Below are 11,898 nucleotides of genomic sequence, written 5' to 3' on the forward strand. Positions count from 1 at the left end.
GCAGAGGGTTGTGCTGGTGCGCCGGCAGCCGCATTGTTGATCTCGACGGGCTTGACCTTCTTGGCCCCCATGCCCACCTTGATCAGGCCGTCCACCATGACTTTTTCTCCAGCTTTCAGGCCGGATGTGACGACCCAGTTATTGCCACTGGACTGACTGATCTGAACGGGGCGCGGTGCCACGGAGCCATCCTCGGCCACGATCATGACGAAGTTGCCCTTTTCGTTGCGGGTCACGGCTTGTTGCGGAATCAGCGCGGCGTTCTCGACCTGGGCCTGCTCCAGGTGCACGCGCACATAAGTGCCGGGCAACAGCAGTCCGTCGGGATTGGGCAGCTCCGCGCGCACGCTGACCTGGCCGGTAGTCGGGTCCACGGTCAGGTCGGTGAACAGCAGCTTGCCGGTGTGTGCGTACTCCTTGCCATCGTCCAAATAGACGTGGACGCGCGCGGCGTTGTCACCTACCTTTGCTAACTTGCCGGAACTGAGCGCTTCGCGCATGCGCATGATGTCGGAAGAGGACTGGGTCAGGTTCACGTACAGCGGGTTGACCTGCTGAATGGTCGCCAGCTGCGTGGCTTCGCCCTGGCCGACCAGAGCGCCTTCCGTCACCAGAGCGCGGCCGATGCGTCCGGAGATGGGGGCGGTCACGCTGGCATAGCCCAGGTTGACATTGGCATTGGTGACAGCCGCCTTGCCTGCCGCAACTTGTGCCAGTGCCGCCTTTTCGTTGGCAATGGCGGTGTCGTACTCCTGCTTGCTGATGGCATTGGCTTCCACCAGGGGCTTGTAGCGGCGTGCGGTGGCAGATGCCTGAGCGAGATTGGCTTCGGCCTGTGCCAGGGTCGCCTGAGCGCTCTGCAGGTTGGCCTTGTACGGGGTGTTATCAATCTGGAACAGGGCTTGGCCAGCCTTGACATCCGAGCCTTCCTGGAACAGGCGCTTTTGCACGATGCCGGCAGCGCGCGCGCGAACCTGAGCGATGCGCGATGGCTCCAGGCGGCCTGGCAGATCGGAGATCAAAGGCACGTTCTGCATGGATACCGTCACCACACCAACTTCGGGTGGCTGTGCCTGAGCGGCTGCTTGTGCTTTTTGAGCTTCCGCGTTTTTGTCACTGCATGCGACTAGGCCCAGTGCAGCAGCCAAGCTCAGGCCTATGACCATGGAGCGGGTGCCGGATGCGGCTGAATGGGACTGATTGTCGGGAGCCTGGTTTGCTTCATACATCGGGTGCATGAACGTCCTTCCGGTTGACATTGTGAAAACGAGAAAAGAGCGCTGTCCGCAGTGGAGCGCTCATTTGGGTGGAAACCCTAGATGGTTTCCTGCATATCGGTGCTAGGGGAATTATACATACATGCATAAATGTATAATTGCAAACGCTGCGTAAAGCAGCTGAGAAATGGCTTTTCTCGCGGCGAGCTATCGTCGGCGATTGATGAAGAGGGTGAGTGATGGCTCGAAGAACCAAGGCTGAAGCGGATGAGACGCGCACCAAGCTGCTGGATGCGGCTGAAGAGGTGTTTTTCGAGAAAGGTGTATCTCGAACCTCTCTGGGCGATATCGCCCAGCGTGCAGGGGCGACACGCGGAGCGGTGTACTGGCACTTCAAGGACAAGATGGATGTCTTTGTTTCCATGCTTGGGCGCATATGCCTGCCTTTCGAAGAAATCTGTGACGACAGGTATGGTGACCTGTTGCCGCTAGAGCGCATTCGTCACTCCATCCTGTGTGTGTTCGAGAGCTTGGACGAGGATGAGCGCAGACGCAAGGTGTTTGAAACGGCGCTATTCAAAATGGAATACGTGGGCGAACTGGCGGATGTGCGTTTGCAGCATATAGAAAGTTCAGGCTTTGCTCGGGAAAAATTTGCGCACGACCTGGCGGCTGCGGCACAGGGGCAGTCCGTGCAGTTGTCGGTATCCCCGGAGGAGGCAGCCCTCGGTTTGCACTCTCTTTTTGTGGGTCTTATACATGGTTGGGTATTGACGGAAGGGAGTTTCTCATTGGTCAAGGTCGGTTCGATGTCGGTGGATGTCTACTTGTCTGGTTTGGGATTTCAGGTGAATTTGTGATTTGGGTGTCCAAACCCGTGCAATAATTGCGGCTGTTGAATTGTTGTTGGCCGTGCGAGCGGCCTGACGGATTCGCGGCTGTAGCTCAGTGGATAGAGTATTGGCCTCCGAAGCCAAGGGTCGTGGGTTCGATCCCCGCCAGCCGCGCCAGCATCGATCTTCGGCAAGAAAAAAGAAATTTCAAAATTTCTTTTTAAGCTGGAAATAGATGCTACAATTCAAGTCTCTTCGGAGGGGTGGCCGAGTGGTTAAAGGCAGCAGACTGTAAATCTGCCCGCTAACGCGTACACAGGTTCGAATCCTGTCCCCTCCACCAGCAATGGTTGAGAAGAGCGATTGCTAGAAATAGCAGTCACGTGCAGTAGTAAATCTGTGCGGGAGTAGTTCAATGGTAGAACCCTAGCCTTCCAAGCTAATGACGCGGGTTCGATTCCCGTCTCCCGCTCCAGTTTGCGAGCAAAGATTTTAGAAGTTGTTTTTGCAGCTTCTTTGCCCATGTGGCTCAGTGGTAGAGCACTCCCTTGGTAAGGGAGAGGTCGCGGGTCCGATTCCCGCCATGGGCACCATTTTCTGGTGCGCTCGCTTGATAGGGTTGCGCCGAAATCCTCTTGCAGTGAATTAATTTTTTCGGAGTCGGAAAAATGGCAAAAGAAAAATTCGAGCGCACCAAGCCCCACGTGAACGTGGGCACCATCGGTCACGTTGACCACGGCAAGACCACCCTGACTGCTGCTATCGCTACCGTGCTGTCCAAGCACTTCGGCGGTGAAGCCAAGGATTACTCGCAGATCGACAACGCCCCCGAAGAAAAGGCTCGTGGTATCACGATCAACACTTCGCACGTTGAGTACGAAACTGCCAACCGCCACTACGCTCACGTGGACTGCCCCGGTCACGCTGACTATGTGAAGAACATGATCACTGGTGCCGCTCAGATGGACGGCGCTATCCTGGTTTGCTCCGCTGCTGATGGCCCCATGCCCCAGACTCGCGAGCACATCCTGCTGTCGCGTCAGGTGGGCGTGCCCTACATCATCGTGTTCCTGAACAAGGCCGACATGGTGGACGACGAAGAACTGCTGGAACTGGTCGAAATGGAAGTGCGCGAGCTGCTGTCCAAGTACGACTTCCCCGGTGACGACACCCCCATCATCCGCGGCTCTGCCAAGCTGGCCCTGGAAGGTGACCAGTCCGACAAGGGCGAGCCTGCCATCCTGAAGCTGGCCGAAGCTCTGGACACCTACATTCCCACTCCCGAGCGTGCTGTTGACGGCGCCTTCGTGATGCCCGTGGAAGACGTGTTCTCCATCTCCGGTCGTGGTACCGTGGTGACTGGCCGTATCGAGCGCGGTATCATCAAGGTCGGCGAAGAAATCGAAATCGTCGGTATCAAGGACACCGTCAAGACCACCGTCACCGGCGTGGAAATGTTCCGCAAGCTGCTGGACCAAGGTCAAGCTGGCGACAACGTGGGTCTGCTGCTGCGCGGCACCAAGCGTGAAGACGTGGAACGCGGCCAAGTGCTGTGCAAGCCCGGCTCCATCAAGCCCCACACCAACTTCACTGCTGAAGTTTACGTGCTGTCGAAGGACGAAGGCGGTCGCCACACTCCCTTCTTCAACAACTACCGTCCTCAGTTCTACTTCCGTACAACTGACGTGACCGGCTCCATCGAACTGCCCGAAGGCAAGGAAATGGTGATGCCTGGTGATAACGTGTCGATCACTGTGAAGCTGATCTCCCCCATCGCCATGGAAGAAGGTCTGCGCTTCGCTATCCGCGAAGGTGGTCGTACTGTGGGCGCCGGTGTGGTTGCCACGATCATTGCATAATTGATTTGTAGGGGTATAGCTCAATTGGCAGAGCGTCGGTCTCCAAAACCGAAGGTTGTAGGTTCGATTCCTACTGCCCCTGCCACCTCTTAATGGTGGAATCAACAAGAGCCCGCCTTTGGCGGGCTTTTGTGTCTTGAAATTGCACATTTTTGTGCATTTGAAACAAAATATGGCCACTACTCAGGTTGAAACAGTCAGCTCTGCTGCTGACAAAGCAAAATTAGCCGCTGTTGCGGCTTTAGTTGTTGCTTCTATTGCTGGCTTTTATCTGTTGAGCAAGCAAGGTGCGCTGGTTCAGTGGGCGGCTCTGATTGTCGGCCTGGTGCTGGCTGCTGGCGTGTTTCTGATCTCTGAGCCGGGCAAGCGCTTCATTGGCTTTGCTCGTGATGCTTGGCGTGAGGTGAAGAAGGTGGTCTGGCCCACCCGCAAGGAAACCATGCAGATGACACTGTATGTCTTTGCGTTTGTGGTGGTGATGGCCTTGTTCTTGTGGTTCACCGATAAGACGCTTGAATGGGTCTTGTACGACTTGATTTTGGGCTGGAGGAAGTAATGGCTGATGCAGTCGAAACAGATGTGAATGGTGGAGCAGCGGGACCCGCCAATCCCGATCTGCGCTGGTATATCGTCCATGCCTATTCGGGTATGGAGAAAGCTGTCGAGCGCAATATTGCGGAGCGTATTGCTCGCTCGGACATGCAGTCCAAGTTTGGCCGCATCCTGGTGCCTTCCGAAGAAGTGGTGGAAATGCGCAACGGCACTCGCCGCACCACAGAGCGCCGCCTGTTTCCCGGTTATGTGTTCGTCGAAATGGTGATGGATGACGATACCTGGCACCTGGTGAAGCACACCAGCAAGGTGACCGGTTTCGTTGGCGGTGCCAAGAACCGTCCTGCCCCCATTTCTGAAGAGGAAGTTCGCAAGATCGTCGACCAGATGCAGGAGGGCACCGAAAAGCCCCGCCACAAGGTCGAGTTCATGGTCGGCGAAATGGTTCGTGTCAAGGAAGGTCCGTTCGCGGACTTCAATGGCTCCGTCGAGGAAGTCAACTACGAAAAGAACCGTCTGCGTGTCTCGGTCACCATCTTTGGCCGCGCGACTCCTGTGGAATTGGAATTCTCTCAAGTTGAGAAAACTTGAGATTCGCAATAGAATCTAGGGCTTCGCATTTTTTGACTCGATGCGAAGCTTTTTTGTAGAGTCAGCAACCTCGGGGAGCTGTTTGCAGATATTGCAAATGGCGCTATACCCGTAAGGAGCTCAACATGGCGAAAAAAATCGTCGGCTTCATCAAGCTGCAAGTGCCAGCTGGTAAGGCCAATCCTTCTCCTCCCATTGGTCCTGCGCTGGGTCAGCGCGGCCTCAACATCATGGAATTCTGCAAGGCGTTCAACGCCCAGACCCAAGGTGTCGAGCCCGGCCTGCCTCTGCCCGTGGTGATCACGGCTTTTGCTGACAAGAGCTTCACGTTCGTCATCAAGACTCCTCCCGCAACCGTTCTGATCAAGAAGGCTGTGAAGCTGGACAAGGGCTCTTCCAATCCTCTGAAGAACAAGGTTGGCAAGATCACACGTGCTCAGCTGGAAGAAATCGCCAAGACCAAGCTGAAGGACATGAACGCCGCTGACGTTGACGCTGCTGTGCGTACGCTGGCTGGTTCTGCCCGTTCGATGGGCGTGATCGTGGAGGGTGTGTAAATGGCCAAGTTGACCAAGAAGCAAAAAGCTCTCCAGGGCAAGGTTGATTCCAACAAGCTGTACTCTTTCGCTGACGCCGTGGCGCTGGTGAAGGAAGCTGCAACTGCCAAGTTCGATGAATCCATCGACGTGGCCGTGCAACTGGGCGTGGATGCCAAGAAGTCGGACCAAGTGGTGCGTGGCGCCGTGGTGCTGCCTCACGGTACCGGCAAGACTGCTCGCGTGGCTGTGTTCGCACAAGGCGCCAAGGCTGAAGAAGCCAAGGCCGCCGGCGCTGACGTGGTCGGCATGGACGACCTGGCTGCTCAAGTCAAGGCCGGCGACATGCCCTTCGACGTGGTGATCGCTGCTCCCGACGCTATGCGCGTTGTGGGCCAGCTGGGTCAGATCCTGGGCCCCCGCGGCCTGATGCCCAACCCCAAGGTTGGCACCGTGACTCCTGACGTCGCTACGGCCGTGAAGAACGCCAAGGCTGGTCAGGTGCAGTTCCGCGTGGACAAGGCTGGTATCGTGCACGGCACGATCGGTCGCCGTTCGTTCGATGCCGACAAGCTGCAGGGCAACCTGGCTGCTCTGATCGATGCACTGAACAAGGCCAAGCCTGCTTCCAGCAAGGGTCTGTACCTGCGCAAGGTGGCTGTTTCGTCGACCATGGGTGTGGGCGTTCGCGTCGATACACAATCCATCTCGGCGTAATTGCTAGAAATCGTCAGATGAGCTTTGCTCATCTGGTGTGGTGGGCTGCGGGAGTTGTTGCTCCTGCAGGTCATCCAAGACCGTTGGTGTGATTTGATCACTTAATCACGAAGGCCAACGCAGATGGCGATCCCGCTGCAGATGGAAATTTTTCCTAAACAGTTGGTCGCTGCAACAAGAGCGTGTATGCAGGGCTTGCCTTGCATATGCATTTGAAGGAGTAGACCTTGAGTCTTAATCGCAGTGAGAAAGAAGCGGTCATCAACGAAGTGACCAGCCTCGCCGCTAAAGCTCAAACGCTTGTGATCGCGGAATACCGTGGCATCACGGTCGCCGACATGACCAAACTGCGTGCCGATGCTCGCAGCAAGGGTGTGAGCCTGAGCGTGTTGAAGAACACCCTGGCCCGCCGTGCTGTTGCCGGTAGCGCGTTTGACGTGGTGGCTGACCAGATGACTGGTCCCCTGATCTATGGCTTCTCTGAAGACGCAGTGGCTGCCGCCAAGGTGGTGGCCGACTTCGCGAAGACCAACGACAAGTTGGTGATTCGCGGTGGCGCGTTCGGAGGCAAGGCCCTGGACATCGACGGCGTTAAGCAACTGGCAAACATCCCCTCCAAGGAAGTACTGCTCGCACAACTGTGCGGCTTGCTCATGTCGCCTATCTCGCGTACAGCCGTTGTGCTGGGCGCTCTGGCGGCCAAGAAGGGCGAAGGCTCTGCCGAAGCGGCAACAGAAACAGCCGCAGCCTGAGTGCTCGGCAAAACCAACCAATTTTAGGAAATCAAAATGGCATTCGATAAAGACGCATTCCTGACCGCCCTGGACAGCATGACTGTTCTGGAACTGAACGACCTGGTCAAGGCTATTGAAGAGAAGTTTGGCGTGTCCGCCGCTGCTATGGCTGCTCCCGCTGCTGGCGGCGCTGCTGGTGGCGCTGCTGCTGCTGAAGAAAAGACCGAGTTCAACGTCGTTCTGACCGACGCTGGCGCTAACAAGGTGTCCGTGATTAAGGCTGTGCGCGAAATCACCGGCCTGGGTCTGAAGGAAGCCAAGGATCTGGTCGACGGCGCTCCCAAGACCGTGAAGGAAGCCGCTCCCAAGGCTGACGCTGAAGCCGCTGTGAAGAAGCTGGTTGAAGCCGGTGCCAAGGCTGAACTGAAGTAATTCAGTGAAATCAAGGGCTGGAGACTCGTAAAAGGGTCTCCAGCCTTTGGCGCTTGTGGAGTGCGCTTAAAGAACACACCAAAAAGCAGGTTTCCTAGGGAGTCTGCTTTTTAGTGTCTTCTGACAATCCGACAGCAGAAGATGCCTTGGTTCGGGCGATGTGCAACGCATCGCCGTCAGCCATGGTTGGTAGTGGCCAACCGCCAAGCCCGCAGGAGAACCCTGTGGGGCAGTCGTCGCAGACCCAGGACTCATGTCTTTGCCCGGAGATCTCATGGCCTATTCTTATACCGAACGCAAGCGAATCCGCAAAAGCTTCGGGAGCCGCGATAGCGTGCTCGAAGTGCCTTATCTGCTGCAGATGCAAAAAGATGCCTATACAGCATTCCTGCAGGCAGATGTAGCCCCCAAAAAACGTACCATTGATGGCCTGCAAGCGGCCTTCAATTCCGCCTTCCCCATCGTCTCCCACAATGGTTTTGTGGAGATGAAGTTTGTCGAGTACAACCTCGCCAAGCCCGCTTTCGACGTGCGTGAATGCCAGACCCGTGGTCTGACCTTCGCCTCCGCTGTCCGCGCCAAGGTCCAGCTGATCATCTATGACCGCGAGTCCTCCACGGCTCAGTCCAAGGTGGTCAAGGAAGTGAAGGAACAAGAGGTCTACATGGGCGAAGTGCCCCTGATGACCGACAAGGGTTCGTTCATCATCAACGGTACCGAGCGCGTGATCGTGTCTCAGCTGCACCGTTCGCCTGGCGTGTTCTTCGAGCACGACAAGGGCAAGACCCATAGCTCGGGCAAGCTGCTGTTCTCGGCTCGCATCATTCCTTACCGCGGCTCCTGGCTGGACTTCGAGTTCGACCCCAAGGACCTGCTGTACTTCCGCGTCGACCGTCGCCGCAAGATGCCTGTGTCGATCCTGCTGAAGGCCATCGGCATGACGCCCGAGACCATCCTGGCAACGTTCTTCGTGAACGACAACTTCCGCCTGATGGACAGCGGTGCACAGATGGAATTCGTGGCCGATCGCCTGAAGGGCGAAGTCGCGCGTTTCGACATCACCGACAAGTCCGGCAAGGTCGTGGTCGCCAAGGACAAGCGCATCACCGCTCGCCACACCCGCGAGCTGGAGCAGTCCGGCACCAAGTTCGTCAGCGTGCCCGAAGACTTCCTGCTGGGTCGTGTGCTGGCCAAGAACATCGTTGATCCCGATACCGGCGAAATCATCGCCAAGGCCAACGAAGAACTGACCGAAGCTCTGCTCAAGAAGCTGCGCAGCGCCGGCGTGCAGGACGTTCAGTGCATCTACACCAACGAACTGGACCAGGGCGCCTACATCTCGCAGACCCTGCGCACCGATGAAACCGTGGACGAGTTCGCTGCCCGCGTTGCCATCTACCGCATGATGCGTCCTGGCGAGCCTCCTACCGAGGACGCCGTGCAGGCCCTGTTCCAGCGCCTGTTCTACAACGCCGACACCTATGATCTGTCGCGCGTGGGCCGCATGAAGTTCAACGCCAAGATCGGCCGCGAAGGCGCGACCGGTCCCATGGTGCTGTCCAACGAAGACATCCTGGCCGTGGTCAAGATCCTGGTGGACCTGCGCAATGGCCGTGGCGAAGTCGACGATATCGACCACTTGGGCAACCGCCGTGTGCGTTGCGTGGGCGAACTGGCCGAAAACCAGTACCGCACCGGTCTGGCGCGTATCGAAAAGGCTGTGAAGGAACGTCTGGGTCAGGCCGAGCAAGAGCCTCTCATGCCCCACGACCTGATCAACTCCAAGCCCATCTCTGCGGCCCTGAAGGAGTTCTTCGGTGCCTCGCAGCTGTCGCAGTTCATGGACCAGACCAACCCTCTGGCAGAAATCACGCACAAGCGTCGTGTTTCCGCCCTGGGCCCAGGCGGTCTGACCCGCGAACGTGCCGGCTTTGAAGTGCGTGACGTGCACGTGACCCACTATGGTCGCGTCTGCCCTATCGAAACGCCTGAAGGTCCCAACATCGGTCTGATCAACTCGCTGGCTCTGTACGCCCGCCTCAACGAGTACGGTTTCATCGAAACCCCGTACCGTCGCGTGGTGGACGGCAAGGTGACGATGGACATCGACTATCTGTCGGCCATCGAAGAAGGCAAGTACGTGATCGCCCAGGCCAACGCCGATCTGGATGCCGAAGGCAATCTGGTGGGCGAGCTGGTGTCGGCCCGTGAAGCCGGTGAATCGACCCTGGTGTCGGCCGAGCGCGTGCAATACATGGACGTGTCGCCTGCGCAGATCGTGTCCGTGGCCGCCTCGCTGATTCCCTTCCTGGAACACGACGATGCGAACCGTGCCTTGATGGGCGCCAACATGTCGCGTCAGGCCGTGCCTGTGCTGCGTCCTGAAAAGCCCATGGTCGGTACCGGCATCGAGCGCGTTGCTGCCGTGGACTCCGGCACCGTGGTCACTGCCAAGCGCGGCGGTATTGTGGACTATGTCGACGCCACCCGCATCGTGATCCGTGTGAACGACGACGAAGCCGTGGCCGGTGAAGTCGGCGTGGACATCTACAACCTGATCAAGTATCAGCGTTCCAACCAGAACACCAACATCCACCAGCGCCCCATCGTCAGCCGTGGCGACAAGCTGGCCAAGGGTGATGTGCTGGCGGACGGCGCTTCGACCGATCTGGGCGAAATCGCCATCGGCCAGAACATGCTGATCGCGTTCATGCCCTGGAACGGCTACAACTACGAAGACTCGGTGATGATCAACGAGCGCATCGTGGCTGACGATCGCTACACCTCGATCCACATCGAAGAGCTGGTGGTGATGGCTCGCGACACCAAGCTGGGTGCCGAAGAAATCACACGCGACATCCCCAACCTGTCCGAGCAGCAACTGAACCGCCTGGACGAGTCCGGCATCATCTACGTGGGCGCCGAAGTGCAACCCGGCGATGTGCTGGTGGGCAAGGTCACACCCAAGGGCGAGACCACGCTGACGCCTGAAGAGAAGCTGCTGCGCGCCATCTTCGGCGAGAAGGCTTCCGACGTGAAGGACACTTCTCTGCGTGTGGATCAGGGCTCGCAAGGTACCGTGATCGACGTGCAGGTGTTCACGCGTGAAGGCATCCAGCGCGACAAGCGTGCCCAGCAGATCATCGACGATGAACTCAAGCGCTTCCGTCTGGACCTGAACGACCAGCTGCGCATTGTGGAAGCCGACGCTTTCGACCGTATCGAGAAGCTGCTGACCGGCCGCGTGGCCAACGGTGGTCCTCAGAAGCTGTCCAAGGGCGCCAAGATCGACAAGGCCTATCTGGACGGCGTGGAGAAGTTCCACTGGTTCGACATTCGCCCTGCCGAAGACGAAGTGGCCGCTCAGCTGGAGTCCATCAAGAACTCCATCGAGCAGCAGCGTCACACCTTCGACCTGGCGTTCGAAGAAAAGCGCAAGAAGCTCACGCAAGGCGACGAGCTGCCTGCCGGCGTGCTGAAGATGGTCAAGGTCTACCTGGCCGTCAAGCGTCGTCTGCAGCCTGGCGACAAGATGGCCGGTCGTCACGGCAACAAGGGTGTGGTCTCCAAGATCACTCCCGTGGAAGACATGCCTTTCCTGGCCGACGGCACCACTGCCGACATCGTGCTGAACCCGCTGGGCGTGCCTTCGCGTATGAACATCGGTCAGGTGCTGGAAGTGCACTTGGGCTGGGCCGGCAAGGGTCTGGGCCAGCGCATCGGCGACATGCTGCAAAAGGAAGCCCGTGCTGCTGAAGTGCGTGCCTTCCTGGAAGAGATCTACAACCGCAGCGGTCGCAAGGAAGAGCTGTCTCAGCTGGACGACGGCGAAGTCATGTCCATGGCCAAGGAGCTGACCACGGGCGTGCCATTCGCAACGCCGGTGTTCGACGGTGCTTCCGAAGCCGAAATCAAGGACATGCTGAAGCTGGCCTACCCTGACGACATCGCTGCCGCCAAGGGTCTGACCGAGACACGCACTCAGGCTTATCTGTATGACGGCCGCACCGGCGAGCGCTTCGAGCGTCCGACCACCGTGGGCTATATGCACTACCTGAAGCTGCACCACTTGGTCGACGACAAGATGCACGCCCGCTCCACAGGTCCTTACTCGCTGGTGACGCAACAGCCTCTGGGCGGTAAGGCCCAGTTCGGTGGTCAGCGTTTCGGTGAAATGGAAGTGTGGGCGCTGGAAGCTTACGGCGCCGCCTATGTGCTGCAGGAAATGCTGACTGTGAAGTCCGACGACGTGGTCGGTCGTACCAAGGTGTACGAGTCCATCGTCAAGGGCGAGCACTCGATCGAAGCGGGCATGCCCGAATCGTTCAACGTGCTGGTCAAGGAAATCCGCTCTCTGGGCTTGGACATCGAGCTCGAACGTTCTTAAGCACTATTAAACAGAGAGCTGCAACCGCTTTAAAACAAAG

9 protein-coding genes, 5 tRNA genes and 1 pseudogene are annotated in these 11,898 nt (G+C 57.9%); 14 read left to right on the forward strand and 1 reads right to left on the reverse strand.

The window, feature by feature from the left end; translation table 11 throughout:
- Positions 1-119: 119 nt before the first annotated feature.
- Positions 120-1,259: pseudogene (locus FSY45_RS15650) on the reverse strand (efflux RND transporter periplasmic adaptor subunit); the annotation flags it as partial.
- Between the two features lie 197 nt (positions 1,260-1,456).
- Here FSY45_RS15650 and FSY45_RS15655 point away from each other — a divergent pair.
- The 14 genes from FSY45_RS15655 to rpoB all read left to right on the forward strand — a co-directional run bounded on the left by FSY45_RS15655 (position 1,457) and on the right by rpoB (position 11,858).
- On the forward strand, positions 1,457-2,077 hold the full coding sequence (locus FSY45_RS15655; protein WP_003065361.1) for a TetR family transcriptional regulator: 621 nt from the start codon (positions 1,457-1,459) through the stop codon (positions 2,075-2,077).
- A gap of 74 nt (positions 2,078-2,151) precedes the next feature.
- Positions 2,152-2,227, forward strand: a tRNA-Arg gene (locus tag FSY45_RS15660).
- Between the two features lie 80 nt (positions 2,228-2,307).
- Positions 2,308-2,393 (forward strand) — tRNA-Tyr (locus FSY45_RS15665).
- A gap of 58 nt (positions 2,394-2,451) precedes the next feature.
- A tRNA-Gly gene (locus FSY45_RS15670) sits at positions 2,452-2,525 on the forward strand.
- Between the two features lie 43 nt (positions 2,526-2,568).
- Positions 2,569-2,643, forward strand: a tRNA-Thr gene (locus FSY45_RS15675).
- A 75-nt stretch (positions 2,644-2,718) separates the two neighbouring features.
- Positions 2,719-3,909, forward strand: a complete 1,191-nt coding sequence (gene tuf / locus FSY45_RS15680) for an elongation factor Tu (RefSeq protein WP_148748113.1) — start codon at positions 2,719-2,721, stop codon at positions 3,907-3,909.
- A gap of 9 nt (positions 3,910-3,918) precedes the next feature.
- Positions 3,919-3,994, forward strand: a tRNA-Trp gene (locus tag FSY45_RS15685).
- A gap of 87 nt (positions 3,995-4,081) precedes the next feature.
- Positions 4,082-4,465, forward strand: coding sequence for a preprotein translocase subunit SecE (secE, locus tag FSY45_RS15690; protein ID WP_012836790.1), 384 nt, complete (start codon positions 4,082-4,084; stop codon positions 4,463-4,465).
- Positions 4,465-5,052 (forward strand): transcription termination/antitermination protein NusG, encoded by a 588-nt coding sequence (gene nusG, locus FSY45_RS15695; protein ID WP_003065695.1) that lies wholly within the window; start codon positions 4,465-4,467, stop codon positions 5,050-5,052. Before secE ends, nusG begins: the two co-directional genes overlap by 1 nt.
- A 125-nt stretch (positions 5,053-5,177) precedes the next feature.
- Positions 5,178-5,609, forward strand: a complete 432-nt coding sequence (rplK, locus tag FSY45_RS15700) for a 50S ribosomal protein L11 (protein ID WP_003059339.1) — start codon at positions 5,178-5,180, stop codon at positions 5,607-5,609.
- Positions 5,610-6,305 carry a 50S ribosomal protein L1 gene (gene rplA, locus FSY45_RS15705; RefSeq protein ID WP_003065693.1) on the forward strand — a complete coding sequence of 232 codons (696 nt, stop codon included), beginning with the start codon at positions 5,610-5,612 and terminating at the stop codon, positions 6,303-6,305.
- A gap of 227 nt (positions 6,306-6,532) precedes the next feature.
- On the forward strand, positions 6,533-7,057 hold the full coding sequence (gene rplJ / locus FSY45_RS15710) for a 50S ribosomal protein L10 (RefSeq protein ID WP_003065692.1): 525 nt from the start codon (positions 6,533-6,535) through the stop codon (positions 7,055-7,057).
- Positions 7,058-7,093: 36 nt separating this feature from the next.
- Positions 7,094-7,471 (forward strand): 50S ribosomal protein L7/L12, encoded by a 378-nt coding sequence (rplL, locus tag FSY45_RS15715; protein WP_003065690.1) that lies wholly within the window; start codon positions 7,094-7,096, stop codon positions 7,469-7,471.
- 274 nt (positions 7,472-7,745) lie between these two features.
- The gene (gene rpoB / locus FSY45_RS15720) at positions 7,746-11,858 is read left to right on the forward strand and encodes a DNA-directed RNA polymerase subunit beta (protein WP_046461462.1); all 4,113 of its coding nucleotides are present in this window, start codon (positions 7,746-7,748) and stop codon (positions 11,856-11,858) included.
- Positions 11,859-11,898: the final 40 nt, after the last annotated feature.

Source organism: Comamonas sp. Z1 (genome assembly GCF_008121555.1).
In the GTDB taxonomy this organism is placed as follows: Bacteria; Pseudomonadota; Gammaproteobacteria; order Burkholderiales; family Burkholderiaceae_C; genus Comamonas; species Comamonas thiooxydans.

Excerpts from the sequence above, each read along its gene's own strand:
- rplA (WP_003065693.1), top strand. The coding sequence starts at position 5,610 with ATGGCCAAGTTGACCAAGAAGCAAAAAGCTCTCCAGGGCAAGGTTGAT.
- rplL (WP_003065690.1), top strand. The coding sequence starts at position 7,094 with ATGGCATTCGATAAAGACGCATTCCTGACCGCCCTGGACAGCATGACT.
- FSY45_RS15655 (WP_003065361.1), top strand. The coding sequence starts at position 1,457 with ATGGCTCGAAGAACCAAGGCTGAAGCGGATGAGACGCGCACCAAGCTG.
- rplK (WP_003059339.1), top strand. The coding sequence starts at position 5,178 with ATGGCGAAAAAAATCGTCGGCTTCATCAAGCTGCAAGTGCCAGCTGGT.
- secE (WP_012836790.1), top strand. The coding sequence starts at position 4,082 with ATGGCCACTACTCAGGTTGAAACAGTCAGCTCTGCTGCTGACAAAGCA.
- tuf (WP_148748113.1), top strand. The coding sequence starts at position 2,719 with ATGGCAAAAGAAAAATTCGAGCGCACCAAGCCCCACGTGAACGTGGGC.
- nusG (WP_003065695.1), top strand. The coding sequence starts at position 4,465 with ATGGCTGATGCAGTCGAAACAGATGTGAATGGTGGAGCAGCGGGACCC.
- rpoB (WP_046461462.1), top strand. The coding sequence starts at position 7,746 with ATGGCCTATTCTTATACCGAACGCAAGCGAATCCGCAAAAGCTTCGGG.